The organism is Pseudozobellia thermophila, assembly GCF_900141855.1.
GTDB lineage: Bacteria > Bacteroidota > Bacteroidia > Flavobacteriales > Flavobacteriaceae > Pseudozobellia > Pseudozobellia thermophila.
In genome coordinates this window covers 974,227-998,979 of the sequence record NZ_FQYU01000002.1, presented here as the reverse complement: position 1 = coordinate 998,979, position 24,753 = coordinate 974,227, and the positions used below count along the sequence as shown (strand labels likewise).

Annotated in this window: 19 protein-coding genes; 16 read left to right on the top strand and 3 right to left on the bottom strand. The window is 49.5% G+C overall.

From position 1 onward, the window contains the following. Positions 1-8: 8 nt before the first annotated feature. Positions 9-1,394, top strand: a complete 1,386-nt coding sequence (locus BUB37_RS09345; RefSeq protein WP_170863141.1) for a c-type cytochrome domain-containing protein — start codon at positions 9-11, stop codon at positions 1,392-1,394. An 11-nt stretch (positions 1,395-1,405) separates the two neighbouring features. Here the strand turns inward: BUB37_RS09345 and BUB37_RS09340 are convergent, their stop codons facing one another. After that, positions 1,406-2,245, bottom strand: coding sequence for an AraC family transcriptional regulator (locus BUB37_RS09340; protein WP_072992209.1), 840 nt, complete (start codon positions 2,243-2,245; stop codon positions 1,406-1,408). A 201-nt stretch (positions 2,246-2,446) separates the two neighbouring features. Between BUB37_RS09340 and BUB37_RS09335 the strand changes: the two genes are divergently transcribed. The 5 genes from BUB37_RS09335 to BUB37_RS09315 are packed head-to-tail and all read left to right on the top strand — an operon-like array spanning position 2,447 to position 7,132. Further along, positions 2,447-3,607 carry a cytochrome P450 gene (locus BUB37_RS09335; protein ID WP_072992813.1) on the top strand — a complete coding sequence of 387 codons (1,161 nt, stop codon included), beginning with the start codon at positions 2,447-2,449 and terminating at the stop codon, positions 3,605-3,607. After that, a complete protein-coding gene (locus BUB37_RS09330; protein WP_072992206.1) occupies positions 3,607-3,915 on the top strand; it encodes a 2Fe-2S iron-sulfur cluster-binding protein in 309 nt (102 codons plus the stop codon). Before BUB37_RS09335 ends, BUB37_RS09330 begins: the two co-directional genes overlap by 1 nt. Further along, positions 3,916-5,184 carry an NAD(P)/FAD-dependent oxidoreductase gene (locus BUB37_RS09325; RefSeq protein WP_072992203.1) on the top strand — a complete coding sequence of 423 codons (1,269 nt, stop codon included), beginning with the start codon at positions 3,916-3,918 and terminating at the stop codon, positions 5,182-5,184. It begins immediately after the preceding gene. Then, a complete protein-coding gene (locus tag BUB37_RS09320; protein ID WP_072992199.1) occupies positions 5,174-6,292 on the top strand; it encodes a Zn-dependent alcohol dehydrogenase in 1,119 nt (372 codons plus the stop codon). The genes BUB37_RS09325 and BUB37_RS09320 overlap by 11 nt, the downstream gene beginning before the upstream one ends. 33 nt (positions 6,293-6,325) lie before the next feature. Next, a complete protein-coding gene (locus tag BUB37_RS09315) occupies positions 6,326-7,132 on the top strand; it encodes an alpha/beta hydrolase (RefSeq protein WP_244526777.1) in 807 nt (268 codons plus the stop codon). Here BUB37_RS09315 and BUB37_RS09310 read toward each other — a convergent pair. Beyond that, positions 7,125-8,408, bottom strand: a complete 1,284-nt coding sequence (locus BUB37_RS09310; RefSeq protein WP_170863140.1) for a glycoside hydrolase family 117 protein — start codon at positions 8,406-8,408, stop codon at positions 7,125-7,127. The genes BUB37_RS09315 and BUB37_RS09310 overlap by 8 nt on opposite strands. 15 nt (positions 8,409-8,423) lie before the next feature. Next, on the bottom strand, positions 8,424-9,977 hold the full coding sequence (locus BUB37_RS09305; RefSeq protein WP_072992192.1) for a sulfatase family protein: 1,554 nt from the start codon (positions 9,975-9,977) through the stop codon (positions 8,424-8,426). A 680-nt stretch (positions 9,978-10,657) separates the two neighbouring features. Between BUB37_RS09305 and BUB37_RS09300 the strand changes: the two genes are divergently transcribed. From BUB37_RS09300 to aldA, 10 genes are all read left to right on the top strand, one after another. Beyond that, positions 10,658-13,855, top strand: a complete 3,198-nt coding sequence (locus BUB37_RS09300; RefSeq protein WP_212635276.1) for a SusC/RagA family TonB-linked outer membrane protein — start codon at positions 10,658-10,660, stop codon at positions 13,853-13,855. Between the two features lie 19 nt (positions 13,856-13,874). Continuing rightward, on the top strand, positions 13,875-15,626 hold the full coding sequence (locus BUB37_RS09295; RefSeq protein WP_072992189.1) for a RagB/SusD family nutrient uptake outer membrane protein: 1,752 nt from the start codon (positions 13,875-13,877) through the stop codon (positions 15,624-15,626). Positions 15,627-15,809: 183 nt separating this feature from the next. Then, positions 15,810-17,072, top strand: a complete 1,263-nt coding sequence (locus BUB37_RS09290; RefSeq protein WP_094766661.1) for an MFS transporter — start codon at positions 15,810-15,812, stop codon at positions 17,070-17,072. A gap of 53 nt (positions 17,073-17,125) precedes the next feature. After that, positions 17,126-18,286, top strand: coding sequence for a mandelate racemase/muconate lactonizing enzyme family protein (locus tag BUB37_RS09285; RefSeq protein ID WP_072992183.1), 1,161 nt, complete (start codon positions 17,126-17,128; stop codon positions 18,284-18,286). A gap of 86 nt (positions 18,287-18,372) precedes the next feature. Next, on the top strand, positions 18,373-19,173 hold the full coding sequence (locus BUB37_RS09280) for an IclR family transcriptional regulator (protein WP_072992180.1): 801 nt from the start codon (positions 18,373-18,375) through the stop codon (positions 19,171-19,173). Positions 19,174-19,442: 269 nt separating this feature from the next. After that, entirely contained in the window at positions 19,443-20,156 is a 714-nt protein-coding gene (locus BUB37_RS09275) for a helix-turn-helix domain-containing protein (protein WP_072992176.1), read from the top strand. A 194-nt stretch (positions 20,157-20,350) separates the two neighbouring features. Beyond that, positions 20,351-21,445, top strand: coding sequence for a glycoside hydrolase family 117 protein (locus BUB37_RS09270; RefSeq protein ID WP_244526789.1), 1,095 nt, complete (start codon positions 20,351-20,353; stop codon positions 21,443-21,445). A gap of 21 nt (positions 21,446-21,466) precedes the next feature. Continuing rightward, positions 21,467-22,483 carry a zinc-dependent alcohol dehydrogenase gene (locus BUB37_RS09265; protein ID WP_072992170.1) on the top strand — a complete coding sequence of 339 codons (1,017 nt, stop codon included), beginning with the start codon at positions 21,467-21,469 and terminating at the stop codon, positions 22,481-22,483. A 17-nt stretch (positions 22,484-22,500) separates the two neighbouring features. Further along, the gene (locus tag BUB37_RS09260; protein WP_170863147.1) at positions 22,501-23,265 is read left to right on the top strand and encodes an SDR family NAD(P)-dependent oxidoreductase; all 765 of its coding nucleotides are present in this window, start codon (positions 22,501-22,503) and stop codon (positions 23,263-23,265) included. A gap of 30 nt (positions 23,266-23,295) precedes the next feature. Then, positions 23,296-24,750, top strand: coding sequence for an aldehyde dehydrogenase (gene aldA, locus BUB37_RS09255; RefSeq protein WP_072992164.1), 1,455 nt, complete (start codon positions 23,296-23,298; stop codon positions 24,748-24,750). The last annotated feature ends 3 nt before the right edge of the window (positions 24,751-24,753 follow it).

Below are 24,753 nucleotides of genomic sequence, written 5' to 3'. Positions count from 1 at the left end.
TGCAAGAAGTGTCCGATTTTGTTCTATTCCTAGGCCGATTTCACCCGTTGGTGGTGCATTTGCCCATAGGTTTTTTATTATTTGCCTTGATTCTCGAGGTCGCCGAACGGGTGACCAAAAACGGGGCCTTGTCGGCAGCCGTACCCATAGCGCTGTTGTCGGGGGCAATAAGTGCCTTTCTTGCCTGTATTCTTGGGTATATGCTTTCCTTGGGGGGCGGTTATGACGAAGATATGCTCAACGGCCACCTTTGGTTCGGGGTGTTTACTACATTGACGGCCTTTTTTGCATGGCTGGTCAAAAGCGATAGGCTTTCCGTCAAGTTCTTGCAAAAGGCAAGGCCAAACATGGCCCTTTTGACCGTCATGGTCGTTTTGTTGGGTATTACCGGGCACTACGGGGGAAATCTGACCCACGGTGAAGATTATTTGGTAAAGTACGCCCCTTTTAGGGAAAAAGCGGAACCCCTGCCAAAACTGGCGAAATTGGAGGATGCCACGGTCTACCCGTATCTGGTACAGCCTGTATTTGAGGCAAAATGCACGGGTTGCCATAATGCTTCCAAGAAAAAAGGGGGCTTGGCCATGCACACTTTTGATGCTTTGATCGCCGGGGGCGAAGGAGGTAGCGTGGTAACCCCTGGTGACCTTGGGAATTCAGAACTGGTTAGAAGGATCAGTCTGCCCCAAGATCACGACGACGTTATGCCTCCTGAAGGCAAAACCCCGTTGACCGAGCAGGAAACGGCCTTGGTAAAGTTTTGGATCGAACAGGCACAGGGAAATCAAGAAGCAAGGTTGGGCGATATCGAAGTTCCGGATGAGGTACGGCAGTTTGCCGCGGCCCAACTGGGCTTTGCGGCCGAGGGAGGTACAGCCGAAGGTGCAGGTGATGAATTGCCCGCGGCGGTCCCTTTGAACATGGAGGCGGTAAACCAAGTTGTGGCCCTTGGCTTTGGTGTGCGCGAGTTGGTCGATGGCTCCGGCCTAGTGGAAATTACCCTGCCCGATCATAGTATTTCGAAGGCAAATATATCGGAATGGGAAAAACATTTCGAATTGTTATTGCCTTTAAAAGACCAAATTCTTTGGATGGATCTAGGGGGAAATGCCATAAACGACAACCTATTACGTAAGGTTTCTGAATTTGGCAACCTGAGAAAACTGGTGTTGGACAATACCGATATCACCGATGAGGGTATCGCCAATCTGGTCAATTTAAAAAACTTAGAGTCCTTAAACCTATACAATACACAGGTCAGCGACCACATCGTGCCGGCCCTGGCCGAAATGCCAAAGCTAAAAAAGGTTTACGTATGGCGTACAAAGATTACGGAAGATGACATCAAGGGCTTAGGTACGGATACCAAGTTGGAGCTTATATCCGGAGTTTAGGCGGCCCACAGTCAAGATGTGCAGTATTTTTTGCGGTAGGTCTTTGGACTGGTGCCGTACCGGGCCTTGAACTTTTTAAAGAAAAAGGGTAAGGTCTCAAATCCGGATGCATAGGCGACATCGGCAATGGCCATGTCGGTATCGATGAGCATTTTGGCCGCAAGGTTGATGCGGTATTCGTTGAGATAATTAAAAAACGAACGCCCCATCATTTTTTTAAAAAAACGGGAAAAGGCCTGCTCTGAAAGGTTCACCATATCCGATACGGTTTTCAGCTGTATCCGGTTCTGGTAATGGGCGGCCACAAAATCATGTATTTTGGCCATACGGTCATTGTGTTCCCAAGGCAATTCCTTGATAAACTTTGAGGTGGATAAGAGGGTGTAATCTTCAGTACTTAAATCATTAAGAACATCAAGAAGGGCCAAGTACTGGCTTGCTCCCCGTAATCGAGGGAGCATTTTTACCTTTTTGATTACCCTTTTTGTAGCCTCACGGCTAAAAAGTAAACCGTGGCTGGCCGAGTGTATCAGGTTTTTTACGGATTGCAGTTCGGGAATGGGGCTAAAGATCCCGGTATTCCATTGGACCACCAGCGAAGTGCTCTTGACATCGGTGTCGGTGTAATTCTTCCAACAATGCGGCAGGTTGGCGTTTAGCAAAACCAGTTCTCCCGGTTCGTATGGGCTTACATGATCTCCAATAAATTTGGTTCCCTTGCTCGAAGCGATGTAGGTAAGCTCGCATTGGGGGTGAATGTGCCAAGGGGCATCAAAGTGATCGTCTTCGTAACAATAGGCCAGGATGTTGCTGTTGTCGGAAAACGGAACGGCTTCCAATTGGGGTTTCATGAGTAATTTAGTTTTCTATTCTGTTTGGTAATTTACCATATTATATTCTAATTAGACAGAATAGATTATTAAAATGCGAATATAGGCTAATAGTTCACGCCTTAAGTTTTTGATTTTTGTAAGGATCTGCTCTTGAATTCCAAGAATCGAGGGAAAAGGATTGTCATTACGAAGGAATCCATCAAAAAAAAAGTATATTTTATGGGAATTAGCGATTTTCCGGATGCATTTAAAGGAACAAGGGAAACCAAAGGGGTGTGTCCGTTCAACGACCAGAACGATCCGGTGGCCATGTTGCTGCGCTTCAAGGATGTCAGAAAGGCGGCACACGATTACAAATCGTTTATCTCCGGGGCAAAACCGGGGAGGATCGTTGTTCCGTCCGAAGTAAATATCAGGGAAACGCGGCAAATACCTTTTGAGGTAGACCCGCCGGAGCACACCGAATACCGGGCCTTGGTCGAAGATTGGTTCAAAAGGCCCTTGCAGCCCGAATACGAAGCGGGACTGGAGAGAATCGTTGAATCGGAACTGGAACGTGTGTTACGGAAGGGAAGTATAGAGGTCATTTCCGAATTGTCCCTGCCTATCCAGTCCAAGGCATTGACCCTGCTTTTGAACATTCCTATGGAAGAGGCGAAAACCTGGATATCCTGGGGTGTCCACGTGTTTAGGAGCGAGGACAGCGACCTCGACGGCGAGAAGGCGGCCATTCTATACGATTATATCGATGCGGAAATTGATAAGGTGATCGAAAACCCCGACGACAGCCTATACGGGGTTTTGCTCAACTCGGAGTACCAAGGTCGAAAAATGACCAAGGAGGAAGTTAAGGGCGTATTGATACTCACCTTTGCCGGGGGAAGGGATACCGTAATCAATTACCTGACCAATACCTTGGCCTATTTGGCCGAACATCCGGAAGCTTTACGGCAGTTGGAGGACAATCCGGAACTGGTAAACACGGCCATCGAGGAATTGGTGCGCTACTTTTCGCCCTTGACCCATATGGGGCGGGTAGTGGCCAAGGAGAAAGAGGTGTGTGGCCATACCGCCAAAGAAGATACACGGATATCCCTGTGTTGGGCATCGGCCAACCGCGACGAAGGGGTTTTCGAGAACCCGAACGAAGTGGTGTTGGACCGTAAGATGAATCCGCACATAGCCTTTGGTTTCGGTACGCATAAGTGCCTGGGCGCAACCCACGCCCGCCAACTGATGAAGGTGTTTTTACGGGTTCTGACCAAAAAAGTGGAAAGTATTGAAATAATCGATGCCCAGGAAAATATTGAAGACTGGGGCGCCCACCAACGTAAAGTTGGTTTTGATAGCTTGCAAATTGAATTAAATCCAAAAAAATAATGGCAAAGATTACATACATTACAAAAAGTGGCGAAACCTTTGAGTACGAAGCGACTTCGGGCAATTTAATGGAGTTGGCGGTAAAGAACAAGGTACCGGGAATAGATGGCGATTGTGGCGGGGTATGTTCCTGTGCTACCTGCCACGTGCACGTAGCACCCGAATTTTACGGGAAACTGGATGCACCTTCGGAGATCGAATCCGATATGCTGGAATTTGATGACAACGTATCGGAATACAGCCGTTTGTGCTGTCAAATACCCGTTTCCGATCTTGTGGACGGCATTAAGGTGGAAGTGGCCAACTAAATGGAAAAGCGGACCTCGGACAAAACCTGCGTAATTATCGGGGCCAGCCATGCCGGTGCCAATTGCGTCATGGAACTCAGAAAGCAAGGGTGGCAGGGGCGGATCATCCTTATTGATGCCGATGCCCATATTCCCTACCACCGACCGCCCCTGTCCAAAGCCTATCTGTCAATGGACGATGGGGCCGATTTTAATCCGCTTTTCGACAAGGAGCGGTATAGGGAAGAGGACATCACCCTAAAACTGGGCCATACCGTCACTTCGGTCGATTCGGGGAGCAGGTCGATAATCTTGGATGACGGCACCTCCATAAGCTACGATGCCTTGGTCCTCGCCACGGGGGCTTCGGCCCTTATCCCGCCTATCGAGGGTTTATCGGCTTGCGATAAGGTGAGGGTATTGCGGAATGCCGCGGACGCCAAGGCCATCCAGTCCGATTTTAAGGCTGCCAAGAACAAAAGGGTAGTGGTGATCGGCGGGGGCTATATCGGTTTGGAAACCGCGGCATCGCTAAAAAAAATGGGCGGCGATGTAAGGGTATTGGAACGGGAAGAACGTATTTTGGCCCGTGTGGCCCCAAGGGAATTGGCCCAGTTTTTTCAAAAACTACATACCGAAAACGGGGTGAGGATCCACACCGGTGTATCGGTCCGTAAAGTACGGGAAACAAGCGAGGGCATAACGGTCATTTGTACCGATGGAAGTACCTATAAGGCCGATTTTATATTGGTCGGGACAGGGGTGAGGCCCAATGTCTTCTTGGCGGAACAAATGGGGGCTGACCTAGAAAACGGGATCAAGGTAAACGACCAACTGCAAACCGCGGTAGAAGGTGTATGGGCCATAGGTGATGTGGCACAGTTTTATCATCCCCGGTACAAAAAATGGATGCGCTTGGAAAGCGTTCAAAATGCGGTTGACCAGGCAAAGGTGGTAGCTTCGAATATCACGGGAAGTCCCAAGGTCTACGATGCGCTGCCCTGGTTTTGGTCGGACCAATTCCATGTAAAATTACAAATGGTGGGACTGTCGGCGGGCTATACCGATTTGGTCGTCCGTACCGAAACGGATAGGGAAGATTGCTTCTCCATCTGGTATTTTAAGAACAATGAACTTCTCGCCGTGGATGCGGTAAACAATGGAAAGGCCTTTGTACTGGGTACCAAGTTCGTAAAGAACAAAACCCTGGTCGATAAGAAAAAATTGGGGGATAGTACGATTCCCTTTAAACCGAACGTACTTATGAAAAAGGAATCAAATGTCGATTAAAGCTAAATCTGCGGTTGCCACGGGCGACGGAAAGTTTGTATTGGATACTGTGGAATTGTCGGCCCCAAAGGCCGATGAGGTATTGGTAAAGATCAAGGCCGCGGGCCTGTGCCATACCGATTATGATTCCCTTTCTTGGGGAAAACCCGTGGTTATGGGCCACGAAGGTGCGGGAATCGTGGAAACGGTCGGGGAGGATGTTACCGATTTTACACCCGGGGACCAGGTTATCTTGAATTGGGCGACGCCCTGTATGCATTGTTTTCAATGCCAGGAAGGGAACCAACATATTTGTGAGAACAACTCGCCCGTAGTGGCAGGGGGCAACGGGTACACCCCGGGCCATGCCCATTTGGAGGGCTCCCAATGGCAGGGAAGGCCCATTGAACGTTCCTTTAACCTAGGTACCTTGGGCGAGTATGCCTTGGTGAAGACCTCGGCCTTGGTCAAGGTAGGTTCGGGACCATTGAACTTTTCGGCGGCGGCCATTGTAAGCTGTGGTGTAATGACGGGCTACGGATCTGTGGTGAACGCGGCAAAACTGGCAGCGGGCACTACTGCCGTTGTCCTGGGTTGTGGCGGGGTCGGACTCAATGTGGTCAATGCCTGCCGGATTTCGGGGGCACGTAGGATCATTGCGGTCGACATCAACCCGAACAAACTGGAGTTGGCAAGGCAATTTGGGGCCACCGATGTGGTCTTGGCCCAAAAAGAGGATAAGGGCTTGATCACGGCCGCCCAGGAGGTCAAGGAGCTATTGGGAGGTGTTCTGGCCGATTATGCCTTTGAATGTACGGCCATTCCCGCCCTGGGCGCGGCACCCTTGGCCATGGTCAGAAATGCCGGTACGGCAGTGCAGGTGAGTGGTATCGAGGAAGAGATTGCCATAGATATGCGCTTGTTCGAATGGGACAAGGTCTATATCAATCCCCTCTACGGAAAATGCCGCCCGCAAATCGACTTTCCAAAATTGATGGACCTCTACAAAAAAGGGGATTTGCTCTTGGACCAGATGATTACCAAGGAGTATCGATTGGATCAATTGGACGAGGCCTTTGACGATATGTTGAAGGGAAGGAACGCGAAGGGAGTAATTGTTTTTGATTAAGAAGTTATGCAAGGGTCTTTTAGAACGATCGAATTGTCCGACGCGCCGTACGAGTTTGACGGGCTTCGGTTTTTAACGGTACAGACGTCCAACCTAAAGGGAAGGGGCGATATCTGTCTCTTTGTGCCCAAAATGGAGGTTTCGCTATCCGATTTGCCCATTTATATACTGCTTCACGGTGTTTACGGGAGTGCTTGGGTGTGGGCCCTAAAGGGAGGTGCGCACAAGACGGCCCATGAAATGATGCAAGAGGGCATTATAAAACCGGCCATCATAGCTATGCCCTCCGACGGCCTCTGGGGCGGGGGATCGGCCTATTTGGCGCATCATCAAAAAGATTTTGCCCAATGGATCGTAAACGATGTGCCCTTGGCCATCAGGGAGAATATTCCCGAGGCCGGTGCCCAAAGTTCCTTGTGCATCGGTGGCTTGTCCATGGGCGGGTACGGGGCCCTTCGCTTAGGGGCCGGCCATCCCGAAAAGTTCAGCGCCATTGCCGCACATAGTGCCATCACCCGTCTAAGTGAAATGGAGCTTTTTGTCGAAGAACCCGTATCGGACTATTCCACAGGACAGGAACACCCCGATGTTATCGATGTCATACGGGAGAACCGAACAAAACTACCCCCGATCCGCTTCGATTGCGGGAGGGACGACGAGCTGATCGAGGGCAACCGTTTGTTGCACCGACAGCTGAAGGACATCAATGTGTCCCATACCTACGAGGAGTTCGAAGGTGGTCATCAATGGGGGTATTGGCAAAGGCATGTACGCAAGACCTTTATCTTTTTTGACCGCTCCTTTCTTAAGAAGGAAAGAAAAAGCGGCCTGTTCACTTGAGCGTATGGGCCGCTTTGATCCTTTTAAGTTGTTCCGGGCTTAGGCCTTGTCGGTAATAGACATCGGGACGATGGTTTACCCGATGCTGTTTCATTTGGGGGTCGTCCACATCCAAACTCAGGTCGCAATCAAAGCGAACCAGTTTGCTATGGATTTTTCCCCGCCCCCCTTGGTTGATAAAATGGGCCAGTCCCCAAGTAATTCCCCGCCCATCCTTGGTATCGGTAAAGGCATCGGGCACGTAGGGCGCCGCTGCATAGGGCATTAGTTCCGTTATCGAGGCGATTTCAAAATTTACCCAGTCTTCGGCATATTGAATGGTATTGTGTTCCGGTCCGTCTTTATAGACCAGGGCGGCTACCCCTTTCCTGAATGGGAATAGGGAAGTTTCGTGCCCAGAGGTTATTACCGGATTTAGGGGGTGTTTTTCGAAGGGGCCCAAAGGGTCGTCGGCGATGGCCAGGCCTTGCATGCGTACCTTATCGGGTTGTTCGCCAAAATCGGATTTGTAATACACGTAAATTTTCCCGTTGTGTACCAGGGGATAGGGATCGTGGATGGAGTATTGGTCCCAAGAACCGGCTTCCCCGTTGGGAATGACAACTTTATTGTAGGGCGTCCACGGACCATCGGGTGAATCGGCATAGGAAACGGTAACGGGGCAATCATCGCCTCTTTTACCGCTCGCTTCCATAAAGCCTTGGTAATACAGGTAGTATTTGCCCTTCCATTCCAGGATATCGGTCGTGGTAACCGATCTCCAGCCGACCAAGGGTTTTTCGGGCCTTTTGATGGCCACGCCCTGTTCTTCCCAGGTAAAGCCATCCTTACTGGTGGCATACCAAATTTCGGAAAGGTCCCAATCCGTCGAAGGAATACTGTCGTTGCTCATGGCCGCTCCCCTGGGAGGCACCTTGGTATTTCTATAGGTGTACCAGACATAGTAGGTGCCATTGTGCAGGAGTATCTTGGAAGGATCCCGTCGCGAAATGGTCCCGTCGCCGTTGTTATAGTCAAAGCCCTTGAGTTCGGTATACTTAAATTGACTGAAGAGTTCGTTGTGCTGGGGTTGCGTGGCCTCGTAATCGGTGTAAATGCGTTCCATGGCCGCACTCAGGGGCCTATCGGGCTTTTCTTCCGGTAAGACAAAGGGAAAGGCACGGTCCACTTCCGCCTTGTCGGCGGTAGGGGCAATTTCGGTTTTCTTCCCCTGGCATCCGCCAAGGGCCATGGTGATGGCCATCAGTAAAATTGAAGGGATTCTAGGGTTTTTCATTTCGTGTTCGATTGTTTATTTTTTCGCTTTTGGAACGTTGATTTTGGGCCTCGGTAGGGAAGAGGTGGGCTCCCTAAAAACATAGGGCTCCCATTTTTTGCGGGCGATTTCCCATTCCTCCAAGGTGCGGGTTGGGTACCAGCTGGGCCATCCGTTGACCTCGAAGTCGTAATTGGCTTCGTTTTCTTCGACCCACTGGTCTACGGTCGCCATGGGGTTCTTTTCCGGAAATACATCTACCGCCGCAAATTCCTTGCTTACCCCTTGGTCTTTGATCACATGGGTTCTCCAGGCTTCAAGTTCCTGCAAGAGTTGGTCCTTTATTTCGGCGTAGTCAGGGTCTTCGCTTAAATTGTTCAATTCGTAGGGGTCGTTTTTGAGGTCATAGAGCTCGATTTCCGGCTTTGTGGGGGCGAAGAAAGCAGATTGGGCCTTGTTCAATTGGCCTTTCAAATAGAGTACGTTCATTTCGGCAAGTGCGGGGTACGATTGTTCTTTGTACCAATTGTATTGAAGATAGGGCCTTTCGGGCATAAGGTTCTGTATGAGCTTATACTCCTTGGAGCGTATGGCCCGCATGGCATCGTGGGTCTCGTCCATCTTGTCGCGGGCGGCAAAGATGTATTTTCTTGGTTCCCCATCCTTTTCGAACAAACTCCTGCCGTGCAAGGGTTGGCCCAATTCAACTCCGGCAATATCCAAAACCGTTGCGGGTACGTCAATGGCCGAAACCAGCTCCGAATTGACCCCGCCGGGCGTTGTATGGCCCGGATACTTGACAATCAGGGGAACGTGTATACCGCCGTCGTATAGAAATTGTTTGCCCCTGATATGGCATCTTCCGTGGTCTGCAATAAAAAAGACAACGGTATTGTCCTCGAGGTTTTCCTCTTTAAGCCGGTCGAGGATTTCGCCAACCTCGCGGTCGACCAATTGCATTTGTTCGAGTCCGTTGGCCCAATCGCGGCGGATGAATTCGGTATCGGCGTAATACGGGGGGATTTCCACATCCTTGGTGGGAATGGGGCGGATGGAATCGCGTTTCCACGCCCGGTGCGTTCCGGCAAAGGTAATTCTGGCAAAAAAGGGTTGACCGGGTTGGCGACCTGTCCAGTCTTTCGTATCCATAAAAAGTTCTTCCCTGGTATCGGGGAGAAAGTTGACGTCTACCTTGTGGCTCATCAGGGTGGTATAGTATCCGGCCTCTTCCATCAATTTGGGAATGGGCTTGATGCCATACGGAAGGGGGTGTTTGTCCTTGGTCCTGTGTTGGTGGGCATTGATGTAGTTTTGATGATATCCCGTCATCATGGCCGAGCGTGAGGCCGAGCAAACGGGGGCGGTGGTAAAGGCATTTTCATAGCGTACGCCCTCCGCCGCCAACTGGTCGACATTGGGCGTGTGTATGCCCTTGGTGCCGTAGCACGAGAGATCGGGACTCCAATCCTCAATGGTTATCCATAAAATATTGGGCCGGGTATCGGCCTCGGGTGCGGTTTGCCTTTCCTTGCAGGAAATGGAAAGCAAGGAGGCGACCAGTGGAAAAATAAGCAAATACTTGTAGTTCATGATGCTATGAATGTGGTTTGGAAAATGGGTTTTCTAAAGTTGTCTATACCTAATAGGAACGCTTTTGTTACCCGAAGCCCTATGGCTCCGTTGTACTGTGTTTTTCTGAATCGGTCATCGCTCCGGCGTCATTGCCTCTAAACCCTGGCCCTACCTTTTCGATTGTTTTTACGGTTTGGCGGGAACGGAAACCGACTTGGTCGACAAGTTAAATTAACCTAAGGGATTATAGGGGTAAAAATGTTTCAATATGTAGAACATAAAGTTCGATCGATCAAATATTGGGGGGAGAAAGGGACAAATGATACCGTATACTTAGGGATAGTCCCTTCATTGGTCATCGGCCCTGTGGTAATAACCGGCCTTTTGGGTTGGACGTTGGGTTGGCACTAGAAAAAGTTGACCGGATTCCATTAATAAACAAAGGTCGAATGGAATGCAGGTTGAGGCCCGTTTCCGGGGTTTGGTCGCAGCCGGTTTTCTTGGTTTTTCTTTTAAATGGTTGATTGTTAACGGCTATTGAAACCCTATTACCCCTTATTGAGCAGTTATTACCACTCGATGATGTACTGAATGGGTTTCTTTGGATTATGAACTTCACAGTCAATTTGTCCAAGCACTTTCCAAGGGCATAGACTGAAAATCTCGAGGGTTCATAACTAACTTAAACTAGTATCATTATGAAGAAAAAAAACGTAAAACAAACTTTGTTAAAGGTGTTTTGGGGTATGTTTTTTGGCATGCTCCTTTGTACCGTGCAGGCCTATGCCCAAGAACAAACGGTAGTTGGGACGGTTGCCGATGAACAGGGGCCTATCCCAGGGGCCAACATTTTAGTTAAAGGGACCTCCAGGGGCGTTACGACCGATTTTGACGGAAACTTTAGCATCCAGGCATCGCCTGATGATGTTCTGGTCGTGTCCTATATAGGATACGCCACCCAGAACATAACCGTGGGAAACAGGACCAGCATAGATATCCGCCTCCAAGCCGACCAGCAGCAGTTGGAAGAGGTAGTCGTCATTGGTTACGGTACCCGAAGAAAGGGGTCTTTGACCAGTGCCGTGGCCACGGTAGACAATAACTATCTGGAGCAACAGCCTGTATCGAACGTAAGTAAGGCGCTGCAGGGTAGTGCCTCGGGGGTAACTACCATCAGTGCCTCGACACCCGGTGGCGATGCCGAAGTGCGTATTAGGGGTATGGGAACCATCAATAACAACGGTCCGCTTTGGGTGGTCGATGGGGTACAGGGAGCCCCGTCTCCCCCTCCGGGACAGATCGAGTCCATTCAGGTATTGAAGGATGCCTCGTCTACGGCCATTTATGGGGCACGGGGTGCCAATGGGGTTATCTTGGTAACGACCAAGAGCGGTAGGAAAAACCAGGCGGTACAGATCGACATGAGCGTGAAGACCGGGATGAGTTTTTCCACTGCCAAATATGATATTATGACCGATCCACAGTTGCTCGGAGAGCTGATGTGGCTCGAGCTCGGCAATGACGGCCTGCCCCAGGCACACACCCACTATGGCAATGGGGCCGTTCCTGTCTTGAACGAATACCTTTTTCCGAATGGCGGCGTTTCCGGATCGGCCAATGTGAATATGGCGCTCTACGATCAGCAAAGCTATCCGATTACCAAAGCCAATGCCCAAGGAACGGATTGGTTGGACGAGATATACCAACACGGTCTCTTGCAAGATTATAACCTGTCGGTGACCGGTGGTTCGGAAAAGACATCGTACTCGTTTCAAGGAGGCTTTCTCGAGGAGAACGGTATTCTCAAGAATACCTCGTTCAATAGAATATCCTTTCGGTCCAACGTAGATTCAAGGCCTTTGGAGTGGCTGAATATTGGACAGCGCCTAGGGGTTACCTATGGGGAGACCAAGGGGTGGGGAGGTAATAACTCCCACAATAACCTGTTCAACCAAATATACTTGGCAAGTCCCTTGATTCCCGTGAGGGACGAGGCCGGTAACTGGGCCGGGGGCGTGGTAGGTGGAAGCATATACGATGGCCCCAACCCGGTAGGCTATTTGGATCGATTAAAGAACAACTACAACAAAAAGTACAACATTACCGGTAACATTTACGCTGCCGTAGAGCCCATTGGGAATTTGACGATAAAAACCTTATTGGGCTATGATGTACAGTTGTTGAACGGCTTTAGTCCCACTTTTGCCGCCTGGGAGCAGACCAATGGGGCAAGGGGCACCACGCTTTATGAAAATAGTTCCAACGCCTCGCGATGGAACTGGACCAATACCGTCAACTATAAGAAGACCTTTGCGGAAGACCACAACCTTGATGTTCTTGTAGGTATCGAGGCTTCGAAGCAAACCTACAGGTATATGTCGGCTTCGAGACAGGACTATTTTAGCGATGACCTCAATTTTCTCGTGTTGGACGCCGGTGCCAGCAACCAGTTGAACAATGGCAGTGGTTATGCCTCGTCGCTTTTTTCCTTTTTCTCGAGGCTGAACTACGACTATGCCCAAAAGTATATGGTAGACCTGACCGTTCGTAGGGATGGATCGTCGCGCTTTGGGGAAAGCAATAGGTACGGGGTATTTCCCGCGGCATCGGTCGGATGGGTAGTTTCCAAGGAAAACTTCCTGAGCGGCGCCGAGGATTGGCTGAGCTATTTTAAGCTTCGTGCCAGCTGGGGGCAATCGGGTAACGACCAAATCGGAAACTACAACAGTTATACCACTTTCGGCTCGAATCCGGGGGCTTCCTTCTATGCCATTTCAGGGTCTGACAACAACATTACCCTGGGCTACGAATCCCTGAACTTGGGCAATCCCGATGCGAAATGGGAGACAACCACTTCTACCAATATCGCTTTTGACGCCACCTTCTTCAGAAAATTCGACCTATCGGTTGATTTCTGGAAAAAGGATACGGAAGACATGCTGTTTCCGGTGGCCATTCCCCAAGTAGCGGGTGATGTCGTTGAGCCTTCGGTAAATATAGGGTCGATGTCGAACAAAGGAGTCGATATTTCCCTTTCGTACCGTACCTCGGCGTGGGACGATTGGTTCAAACTCAACGTATCGGGTACCTTTACCGCCTATAAAAACGAGGTGACCAAGCTTTCGAACAACGAAAACGAGTTTTTGCAAGGCTTTCCGACCCGTCAGCAAATCTATACACGTACCGAGGCGGGCCATTCCTTTCCCGAGTACTACGGCTATGTGGTCGATGGTATTTTTCAGACACAGGCCGAGGCCGATGCCCATGCCGTGAACGGGGATTATAACCAGCCCGGAAACTTGATCATCAGGGATGTTGACGGCGATGGGGAAATTACCCCGGACGACCGTACCTACATCGGTAACCCGCACCCCGATTTTACGACGGGGCTGCGCCTGGGCATGGAATTTGGCAATGTTGATTTTTCGGCAACCCTGTATGCCAGCGTCGGCAACGATTTGGCGAACTATACGAATCGCTTTATCCGGTACGGACTTTTCACCGGGCCCAACAGTGAAGATCGATTGTACCGTTCTTGGGGAAGTCCGTACCTGGCCGATAATAACGATGCGATTTTGCCCAAGGCTTCGACATCTACCTCCTTTGAACAAAATGCATCTACCGAATACATCGAAGATGGTTCTTTCTTAAGGGTACAGAATTTACAACTTGGTTATACCTTTCCCGAAAAGCTGGTCGAAGACCTGCATATCAAGCACCTGAAATTGTACGTGCAAGGCGCCAACCTGTTCACCTTTACCAAGTATTCGGGACTCGATCCCGAGATTACTGCCAAACGTGAAAACGGCGTGGCGCAAGAGATCGACCGCGGGGTCGATGTGGGTACCTGGCCCATCGCGAAACAGATTATGTTGGGTTTGAACATTTCACTGTAAACGAAAAAATAATAGAATCATGAAAAATATAGTATGTATTAGAAATCTGGCTATTGTCCTTTTAGTCTTGGCCGGATCTTGTAGCGACGATTTTTTAAACGAGGAACCGATGGGTACGGTAAACGAGAACACCTTGGTCAATGAAGATGGGGTCAATGCCCTACTCATCGGGGCCTATTCAATGATCGATGGGTATAGTAGTACGGGCAGCCCCAATGGCGGAACGGGCGAGGCCTCGGGAACCAACTGGATCTGGGGCGATGTGCCCTCTGATGATATGCACAGGGGCGATGCCAATGGGGGCTGGTCCCAAATCAACGATATTGAAAGATACGAGGTGAGGTCCGATAACGAATGGCTCAGCGGGGCCTGGGGGATCAATTACGACGGGGTGGCCCGTGCCAACGATGTCTTGAGGGTGCTACAAAAGGCCGATTCTGAAATTTCTGCGGCTACTGCAAGTCAACTTGCGGCCGAAGCCCGGTTTTTAAGGGCCTGGTTCCATTTTCAATTGCGGATCAAGTTTGAAAAAATACCCTACATCACCGAAAACGATGATCCACTTACCGTTACCAACGACCGTGAGGTATGGGACGATATAGAAAACGACCTGCAGTTCGGTATCGACAATTTAGACCCTTCGCCCTCCGAGGTGGGGCGGGCCTCCAGTTGGGCGGCCATGGCCCTAAAGGCAAGGGTGCACCTGTTCCAAAAAGAATTCGCGGCCGCCAAGCCCCTTTTGGACAACATCATCGATAACGGCCCGTTTCAACTTGAAGACCATTTTTACAACAACTTCGACGAAGAGCACCAGAACAACGGGGAGAGCATATTCGAAATTCAATACTCGGTAAATGACGGTGCCGGGGTGGCCAATTCCGGTATAGACCATCAAACCTTGTATCCAAGGGGGCAGGATGTGGGCCTATGCTGTGCCTACAGTGCGCCTTCCTTTGACTTGTTCAATGCCTTTAAGGTAGATGCGGACGGATTGCCTATGCTGGACACCTTTCAGGACGATCTGTTGGTCGAGGATTACAAAGTACTGGATACCGAGGATTTTACCCCGACCGATCATCTATTGGACCCCCGGGTCGATTGGACCATAGGCAGGCGCGGGATACCCTTCTTGGATTGGGGCCCCATGAGCGGCAGCGATTGGATGCAGGACCAACTTAATATGGGACCCTTCCTGAACAAGAAAAATATGTTCTACAAGCGCAATTTAGGCGTTATTTCTACCGAGTCGAGCTATTGGGCCCCGGGGGTCAATGGCAATAACTTCAGGTTGTTGCGCTTGGGCCATGTCATACTCTGGAGGGCCGAGGTAGCCGTAGAGGAAGGGGACCTGGCCACGGCCTTGACCTTGGTCAACCAGATAAGGAGCCGTTCAATGGACGACATCGTAATGGGCAAAGTGGCCAATACCCGCTTTAGTGCCGACGACCCCATTGTGGTCGATGAATCGCAGCCGGCGGCCAATTATAAACTGGGGCTCTATCCCTCTTTTCCCGATGAGGAATTTGCCAGAAAGGCGGTTCGCCACGAAATGAGACTCGAATTTGCCCTTGAAGGAATGCGGTTTTTCGATTTGGTACGATGGGGCATTGCCGAAAATACGCTTAATACCTATTTGGCCAGTGAGCTCAAAGACGACAAGTTGCCTTGGTTGAAGGGAAGTTCTTTTGCGGCCGGTAAGAATGAGTATTGGCCCATTCCCCAAGTTCAATTAGACCTACAAGAAGGGGTATTGATACCAAATGGATATTAGAGCTTGAAGATTATAGCCCAAAAACAGGGGATATAGAGTTGTTGTTAGTTTAGTGAAACGGTGGCCGATTCGTTCGGCCACCGTTTAATTATCCGAAAACCAAAATTTACTTCGTAATTTTCTTTTGGTTCTTCAAAGTTGGAATTTGGAATAAAAAGGGTTTAGATGGAAGATATGCCAAAAATGACAAAAAAAAGATATTCTGTTTTGGCCATGGTTTTTATAACCGTGGTCATTAATTATTTGGATAGAACCAATATTTCGATTGCGGCATCGGCACTGCAAAATGATTTGGGATTGGACTCGGTGCAACTGGGTTACATCTTTTCGGCTTTTGCATGGACCTATGCCATTCTGCAAATTCCGGGAGGCTTTGTGGCCGATCGTTTAAACTCCAGGTTGCTATATGCCCTATTGCTGGCATTGTGGTCCATAGCGACCCTCGTTCAGGGAATGGTCAACTCCTTTGCGGCCTTGTTGGGGCTAAGGGCCTCTATCGGTGTTTTTGAGGCGCCCTCCTATCCCATCAACAATTTGGTGGTCAGTCGGTGGTTTCCCGAAAGCGAGCGGGCCTCGGCCATTGGTATCTATACTTCCGGGCAGTTCTTGGGAATGGCCTTTCTGCTTCCCATACTTGCCATTATACAAAGCCATTTGGGATGGCGTGGACTTTTTTATGTGTCGGGCGCCGTTGGTTTGCTGTGGGCCCTGGTCTGGTACCTCCGCTATCGCGATCCGCAAAACCATAAAACCGTAAGTAAGGACGAACTTGAAATGATAAAAAAGGGAGGTGGGGTTTTTGAAGATGGGACCAAGTCGGGAATGGTACCGGATTTTAACCTGTCCGATATCAAAAAGGTGTTTTCCTACCGTAAGCTGTGGGGCGTTTACTTGGGGCAGTTTTGCTTGGGGGCGACCTCGATCTTTTTCCTGACCTGGTTCCCGACCTACTTGGTAAAGTACCGGGGGCTCGACTTTATCCAATCGGGTTTTCTGGCCTCCCTTCCTTATTTGGCCGCTTTTGTGGGGGTATTGATGTCGGGGTTTGGTTCCGACCTTATGGTAAGAAAGGGATTTTCACCCGAAGTCTCCCGAAAAGCTCCCGTTTTGCTCGGGCTGCTTTTGTCTACGGCCATTGTCGGCGCCAATTACACCGACAATACGGCACTGGTTATCCTGTTTTTGTCCATCGCATTTTTTGGTAACGGTCTGGCCAGTATTGCCTGGGTCTTTATTTCGCTTATGGCACCGAAAAATTTGATGGGACTAACGGGCGGGGCCTTTAATTTTATCGGTGGATTATCGGCTATCGTGGTTCCGGTCATAATCGGATATCTCGTAAAGGACGGGGACTTTTCGCCGGCCTTGTTCTTTGTAGGGGTATTGGCACTTTTAGGATTTCTCTTCTATACCTTTATGGTAGGAAAGGTAAAAAGGTTGGAATAACCTGCGATAAAACCCGAACGGAACACGGAAAAAAAGTAAAAAATAAAGAAAGTATGAAAATAAAGGACATAAAGACTTTCCCCATCAACGTGGCGAATGGAAGCCAACTGGTCGTCAAGGTCGAAACCGACAACGGAATTTACGGATGGGGCGCTTCGGGCCTCTCGGGAAGGGAACTGGCCGTTGTAGGGGCCATTGAACACTACAAAAAACTACTGGTGGGCGCGGATGTTTTTAAGATAGGGGCCCACTGGCAGGCCATGTACCGAGGTCAATACTTTGAAGGGGGCAGGGTCCTTTCCGCCGCCATTTCGGCCATAGACATAGCCCTTTACGATATTAAGGGAAAGGCCTTGGGGGTACCCGTTTACGAATTGCTCGGGGGCCGGCAAAGGGATTATGTAGACTGCTTTGCCTCGGTAAGGTTTACCGACAAAGAGGAACTCTTTCAATTCTGTAAAACCTGCGTGGCCGAAGGTTGGAAGGTCTTGAGACTTGCCCCGGCCGAATTTGAATCAAAGCCGGACCGCGATACCTTTGAGCCCCTTGAATCCATCACCTTGCTCAGTGGCTGGTTGATTGAATTAAGGAAGGAATTGGGGCCGTCGGTTATCATTGGTTTGGACTATCATACCCGCTTATCGCCTCCAGAAACCAGCTATTTTATGAACCGGATGCCCAAGGGTACCCTGGATTTTTTGGAGGAACCCATTAGGGACGAAAGCCCAGTGGCCTATGAGAGCTTGCGAACACTGGTCGATGTGCCCTTTGCCATTGGCGAGGAGTTTAGTAGTAAGTGGCAGTTTCAGCCTTTTTTGGAAAGGAACCTGACCCAATACGCCAGAATCGATGTATGTAATGTGGGCGGGCTTACGGAAAGTATGAAGGTTGCCGCCATGGCCGAGACGCATTATATCGATTTAATGCCGCACAATCCCTTGGGGCCCATCTGTACGGCGGCTACCATACACTTGGCAGCGGCAGTGCCCAACTTTGGTTGGATGGAGGAAATAAACACCCCGGCACAACAAATGGGTACCAACGATACCCAATTTTATCCCGTACAACCTAGGTTGGAAGGAGCCAGATATCCGGTACCCGATACGCCGGGCCTAGGAGTCGATTTTGATGAATCACATGCCTTGCAACATAAATTTGAACCTATCGAAATACCTAGGCTTAAAAGGGGCGACGGTTCGCTTACGAATTGGTAGGCTCTGTCCAAAATCTTGGGCAAACCTTAGGCGGTAAAAGACAATTTTGACCAGAAACTTTATATTAGCGACATATTTGTAACCCCATGGCGAAAAAGAAGGAAGAATTAAAGTCCAATTACAACGTTCCCAATTTGGAAAGGGCCTTGATGATTATCGAATTGTTGTCTTCCAAACCCAAAGGATTAAGCTTGGCCGAAATAATGGACGAGCTGGATATCGCAAAGTCGAGCGCGTTCAGGATCACCAGCACCCTTATCTTTAGAAATTACCTTCAAAAGAACGAAACGACCAAAAAACTCACCTTGACCCGCAAGATCTTAAGTTTGGGGATATCATCCTTGAGCGAGCAAAGCATAGTCGAAAACTCGATCGACGCCATGAGGGCGCTTAGGGACGAGACCAAGGAGTCCGTCATGTTGGGTATTCTCCTTGGGGATAAGGGAACCATTTTGGAGCAGGTACCCTCTTCTTACCCCGTAAAACTTTTTGTCGAACAGGGAACCCAGTTCAGCCTTCATAGCTCGGTTGGGGGCAAAAGCATCCTGGCCTATATGGAGGAAGACGAAAGAAACCGGATTTTGGAGAACGTAAAGCTCGAAAAATTCACGGAAAACACCATCGTCTCGAAAAAAGACTACATCAAGTCCTTGAAAGAAGTCAAGGCCAAGGGCTATGCGATAGACCACAGCGAGGATATTCAGGGAATCAATTGTGTAGGGGCACCCATCTTTGACGAGTCGGGGTCTCCCGTCGCCGCTATTTGGATTACCGGCCCCGACGGTAGGCTGCCTTCTTCCGAATTTGGGAACAAGGGCGAAATCGTCAAAAAATACGCCATGGAGATTTCCAAAAAACTGGGGTATTTAAAACAGGGCGACCTTTGATGGTGCTTCTTTCCCACCCGTTACCGACCTTGTAAACAAGCTGCAGGAAGTCTTCCTGATAACCCTTTTTCCATTACATTGACCTTGGTTCTACCACGGATAATCGTGTGTTTTGATTGTTCGTGGTCTTTTTGTCTCATTTTGTTTTTGTCGATTTAGGCAATCATTTTTTAGGGGATGTGAAATTTTAACTAAAAAAAACAGCCCTATCGGCAATGGGGTTTCAAAATTTTTATATATTTGGTTCATATATGAAATAAGTTTCCTATATGAAACTAATTGAAAAGTTAAAATACCAGAAAAAAGCGGCCGCTGTTGAAGAGGGGAACGATTTCAATATGGAATTGGGTACCTTGGAGCTTCAGCTGAAATATATTGATGAAGGAGGTAACCATGTCAATATTAGTTGTGGGGTTTTGGCTGGTTCGGATAGTTTGCCCAGTGCCATTATTTCGCGTATCAAGGGCTTTCGCCAAATGTGCACCCTGCGTTCAAGGATCAAATTCCCGGAGCAGGTAAAGGTGGATCTTTCAAAAAATGAGATCGATGGGCTGTTCAAGGCGAGTGGCCTTTTAAAAAGTGTTGAAAATATGGATGGGGCAATGGTTTTGAATACCGAAAAGGGAAGCTATGACCAAGAATTTATGAAAAGGGTGGTTCGGTTGATGAAGGAGAACCTTTCCGACGATAGCTACTGGGTCGATGACCTGGCCTGTGATATGCATGTTAGCCGATCGACCCTGTTTCGTAAGTTAAAGGGCCTTACGGGCATGTCTCCCCAAGAATTTATGAGGACCGAACGACTGAAATGCGCCGCCGGGCTGTTGGAACAAGGACCCTCGCGAATTTCGGATGTCGCCTATCAGGTAGGGTTTTCCGACCCCAATTATTTCAGTAAATGCTTTAGGAAATTCTTTGGAAAATCGCCCTCCACATTTATTGAGGAATGCGCCCCGGTATCGGGATTGCAAATGGCCATATAATAAGCGCCTTTTACATGTAAATAAGCTAACCATATAAATTTTACCATATAAAAATGACAACAAGCAAATTTTTCAAATGTATACCGGTCGGGTTACTCGTGCTCGGTTTCGGTTGCAATACGGCCCCTAGGGAAAAGGGTGAACCCTGTGACGAAGGTGATAACGGTCAAAAAATCGAGGTCTCCGATGAACAGATGGATCATCTGGGTATAACCAATAGGGAATACCTAAGCGCGGCCAGTAAGAGGGCCTTGCAATGGCCCAAAATAGGGAACGAATGGTTTTTGGAGTTTAACGGATACGAACCTTTAAAGGGTGATCTGGCCTATGAGGAAGGTGTGGTGCGCAGAGACCCAAGTGCCTTGCTCAAGCACAATGGAAAGTACTATGTGTGGTACAGCAAGAGCGTAGGGCCTACCCAGGGTTTTGGGGGCGATATCGAGAATGATAAGGTATTCCCTTGGGACCGATGCGATATTTGGTACGCCACTTCCGAGGACGGGTGGACATGGAAGGAAGAAGGTATGGCCGTGCCCCGGGGCGAAAAGGGGTCTTACGACGATCGTTCCGTCTTTACGGTAGAGATCATGGAGTATGATGGAAAATATTATTTGTGCTACCAGACCGTAAAATCGCCCTATAACGTCCGCGTTAAAAATCAAATTGGACTGGCTTGGGCCGATTCGCCCGATGGACCTTGGACCAAACTGGACAAGCCCATTTTAAGTCCGGCTGACAATGGGGTGTGGAAAGGTACCGAGCAGAATAGGTTCGCCGTTGAAAAGAAAGGCGACTTCGATAGCCATAAGGTGCACGACCCTTGTATCATTCCTTATAAGGGCAAGTTCTATCTCTATTACAAAGGGGAGCAAATGGGCGAACAGATAACATTTGGGGGCAGGCAGATACGCCATGGGGTGGCGATAGCCGACAATCCCCTGGGCCCCTATGTAAAATCGCCCTACAATCCCATTAGCAATAGCGGCCATGAAATTTGTGTGTGGCCTTACAAAGACGGTATCGCTTCCCTGATCACTACCGATGGGCCCGAAAAAAACACCATACAGTATGCCCCCGACGGCATCAATTTTGAAATCGTGGCCTCCATTAAAAGCGCACCCCACGCCATAGGCCTGAATAGGTCGTTGACCAGTGATGAAGACCCGATAAAAATATTGGATTGGGGCCTGACCCATATCTATAACAACGGTGATTACCAGAGCATCATGAGGTTTTCATCGCGAAAAATTAGAAGACACCTGGCAAAAGGGGTCAAGGTAGAGGATTAAAAACTAGATTTCAATACACATATGAAAGCAACACAGTACGTGGGTAACCGCACATTTTCGGTTATTGATAAGGAAATGAGTGCGCCTGCCAAGGGGGAGGTGCGTATAAAAGTGGCCTATGTGGGGGTTTGTGGAACCGACGTCCACATCTACCACGGAATGATGGACAAGAGGGTTCGCATTCCTGAAACCATTGGTCATGAAATGTCAGGGGTAATCGATGCCGTTGGCGATGGCGTGGAGGGGTTCTCTGTGGGGGAGAAGGTGGTCGTCCGTCCTTTGGATGACCGAATGGCCAAACCGTCCGACAAGGGGTACAACCATATTTGCGAAGAATTGAAGTTCATAGGGATCGATAGCCCGGGCGCCATGCAACAGTATTGGAACGTGCCCGCCTTTGTGCTCCATAAATTGGACCCAACGACCGATTTAAAATTGGCGGCCCTGGTTGAGCCCTTGGCCGTGGCCGTACACGACGTCCGAAGGAGCCGATTGCGACCGGATGAGACCGCCGTCGTTCTCGGTGGAGGGCCTATAGGCCTTTTGGTCGCCTTGGTTGCCAAAAGTGGCGGGGCCCAGGTCATTGTTTCCGAGGTCAACGCAAACAGGATAGCGAAGGCCAAGCAATTGGGCCTGCAGGTTGTCGACCCCACCCAGACCGATTTGGTCGAGTATGTAAAGTCGAAGACCGCCGACCGAAGGGCCGATGTGGTTTTTGAGGTGGCAGGGGTTCAACCGGCCCTCGATGTTATGACGGAGGTGGCCGGAATTAGGGGAAGGATCGTAATGGTCGCCATTCACGGCGAGAAAAAACCGGTAGACCTTTTTAAGTTTTTTTGGAAGGAGCTGGAACTTATCGGAGCACGTGTTTACGAACGGGAAGACTACGACAGGGCCATCGATTTGGTAACCAAAAAAGAACTGCCCTTGGAAGATATGATTACCGATGTACAGCCCCTGACCCAGATTCAGGAGGTCTTCAAAAAGATAGATGGGAACCCTGACGGGCTCAAAGTGTTAATGGACTGTCAATTGTAGATTGGAATACTATGGGAATACTCGAAAAATTTAGTTTAAAGGGAAAGACCGCCTTGGTTACGGGCGCCAAAAGGGGAATCGGAAAAGCCATGGCCATTGGCCTGGCCGAAGCTGGGGCCCATGTTATCGGCGTCAGTGCCACCCTTGAAAAATCGGGGAGCGAGGTAGAAAAGGAAATACAGGCCCTTGGGGGCAAGTTCAATGCCTATACCTGCGATTTTAGTAAGAGGGATGAACTATATGCATTTATCAAGGAATTAAAACAAGACCATCCGCAGATAGACATCTTGGTCAATAACGCGGGAACCATATTAAGGGCCCCGGCCGTTGAGCATCCGGACGAATACTGGGACAAGGTGATCGAGGTCAATCAAAATGCACAATTCATTTTGACCCGCGAATTGGGAAAGGAAATGGTAAAACGCAAATCAGGAAAAATAATCTTTACGGCATCCCTGCTCACTTTTCAAGGGGGCATTACCGTTCCGGGCTATGCGGCAAGTAAGGGCGCCGTGGGGCAATTGACCATGGCATTCGCAAACGAATGGGCCGGAAGCGGGGTCAACGTCAACGCCATAGCACCGGGCTATATAAGTACCGATAATACCGAAGCCCTTCGAAACGACCCCGATAGGGCCAATTCGATATTGAGCCGTATTCCTGCGGGAAGATGGGGCGAACCGGAAGATTTTGCCGGGCCGGCCGTCTTTTTGGCCTCAAGCGCATCGGACTATATGCATGGCAGTATTATGCTGGTAGACGGCGGATGGATGGGAAGATAAAATAAACACTAACCGATTGAAAATTTTAAAATGTCAGAAGTAAAGGAATATCAACTGTTTATAGATGGGGAGTGGCGTACGTCCTCCTCCGGGGAAACCATAGATGTAATCAACCCCACCACCGAGGAACTGGTCGCCAAGGTTCAAAACGGCACCATCGGCGAAGCCGAACAAGCCCTGGAAGCCGCAGACCGGGCACAGAAGTCGTGGAAGTTGCTTCCGGCCAGGAAAAGAGCCGAGCTGCTTTACCGATTTGCCCAGGAAATCAAGGCACAATCCGATTACCTGGCCAAGCTTTTAGTCCAGGAACAGGGCAAACTTTTAAGAGTGGCCAAATCGGAGGTGGCCGTTACGGCTTCATTTATAGAATACGCCTGCGAATGGGCACGAAGGATCGAGGGGGATATTGTTCCTTCCGATGAGCCTAACGAGCAGATCTGGATCCAAAAGATTCCCCGGGGGGTAGTGGTGGCCATTACCGCATGGAATTTCCCGTTGGCCTTGGCCGGCCGTAAATTGGGGCCTGCCTTGATCGCCGGAAATACCGTGGTTATAAAACCTACTTCAGAAACGCCCCTGGCTACCCTGGAATTGGGCCATATTGCCCAAAAGGTGGGTATTCCCAATGGGGTCATCAATATTTTGACCGGACCGGGCAGGGAAATGGGCTCGGCCTTGGTAGGGAGCCCCATTACCAAGATGGTCACCATGACCGGGTCGACCCCTGTGGGCCAACAGATCGCCAAGTTGGCCGCACAGAACCTTACCCATGTACAATTGGAACTCGGGGGAAAGGCCCCTTTCATCGTCTTTGCCGATGCCCATATCGATGCGGCTGTCGAAGCGGCCCTGCATTCCAGGTTCGACAACTGCGGACAAGTGTGTACCTGTAATGAGCGGATGTACGTACATGAGGATGTCTACGACACTTTTATGGAGAAATTTTTGGCAAGGACCAAGGCCTTAAAGGTTGGGGATCCCATGCTTGACGAAACGGAAATGGGCCCCAAGGTCAACAGGTCCGAACTGGAACATATCGAGCACTTGGTGGCAACCAGTATCAAGGAGGGGGCTACGGTTGCAGTAGGAGGCAAACGGCCCGAAGGAGAAATGTTTGAAAAGGGTTTTTGGTTCGAACCTACCGTACTGACCAATGTAACGCAAGACATGACCATTGTACACGAAGAGTCCTTCGGTCCCATCCTGCCCGTGCTTAAGTTCAAGACCTTTGACGAGGTCATTGGCTATGCCAACGATTGTGAATACGGACTTGCCGCCATGATTTTTACCAACGACATGAATACCATCATGAAGTGCAACGAGGCACTCGAATATGGCGAAATCTATGTAAATCGAGGGCATGGCGAACAACATCAAGGGTTTCACAACGGGTATAAACTGAGCGGTTCGGGAGGCGAGGATGGAAAATACGGATTCGAACAGTATCTCGAAAAAAAGACCTTTTACGTAAGACATACACCTTGATCG

Coding starts and splice junctions, on each gene's coding strand:
- aldA (WP_072992164.1), top strand. CDS start 23,296: ATGTCAGAAGTAAAGGAATATCAACTGTTTATAGATGGGGAGTGGCGT.
- BUB37_RS09275 (WP_072992176.1), top strand. CDS start 19,443: ATGAAACTAATTGAAAAGTTAAAATACCAGAAAAAAGCGGCCGCTGTT.
- BUB37_RS09305 (WP_072992192.1), bottom strand. CDS start 9,977: ATGAACTACAAGTATTTGCTTATTTTTCCACTGGTCGCCTCCTTGCTT.
- BUB37_RS09310 (WP_170863140.1), bottom strand. CDS start 8,408: ATGAAAAACCCTAGAATCCCTTCAATTTTACTGATGGCCATCACCATG.
- BUB37_RS09330 (WP_072992206.1), top strand. CDS start 3,607: ATGGCAAAGATTACATACATTACAAAAAGTGGCGAAACCTTTGAGTAC.
- BUB37_RS09270 (WP_244526789.1), top strand. CDS start 20,351: ATGGATCATCTGGGTATAACCAATAGGGAATACCTAAGCGCGGCCAGT.
- BUB37_RS09300 (WP_212635276.1), top strand. CDS start 10,658: ATGAAGAAAAAAAACGTAAAACAAACTTTGTTAAAGGTGTTTTGGGGT.
- BUB37_RS09290 (WP_094766661.1), top strand. CDS start 15,810: ATGACAAAAAAAAGATATTCTGTTTTGGCCATGGTTTTTATAACCGTG.
- BUB37_RS09285 (WP_072992183.1), top strand. CDS start 17,126: ATGAAAATAAAGGACATAAAGACTTTCCCCATCAACGTGGCGAATGGA.
- BUB37_RS09320 (WP_072992199.1), top strand. CDS start 5,174: ATGTCGATTAAAGCTAAATCTGCGGTTGCCACGGGCGACGGAAAGTTT.
- BUB37_RS09335 (WP_072992813.1), top strand. CDS start 2,447: ATGGGAATTAGCGATTTTCCGGATGCATTTAAAGGAACAAGGGAAACC.
- BUB37_RS09340 (WP_072992209.1), bottom strand. CDS start 2,245: ATGAAACCCCAATTGGAAGCCGTTCCGTTTTCCGACAACAGCAACATC.
- BUB37_RS09295 (WP_072992189.1), top strand. CDS start 13,875: ATGAAAAATATAGTATGTATTAGAAATCTGGCTATTGTCCTTTTAGTC.
- BUB37_RS09265 (WP_072992170.1), top strand. CDS start 21,467: ATGAAAGCAACACAGTACGTGGGTAACCGCACATTTTCGGTTATTGAT.
- BUB37_RS09325 (WP_072992203.1), top strand. CDS start 3,916: ATGGAAAAGCGGACCTCGGACAAAACCTGCGTAATTATCGGGGCCAGC.
- BUB37_RS09280 (WP_072992180.1), top strand. CDS start 18,373: ATGGCGAAAAAGAAGGAAGAATTAAAGTCCAATTACAACGTTCCCAAT.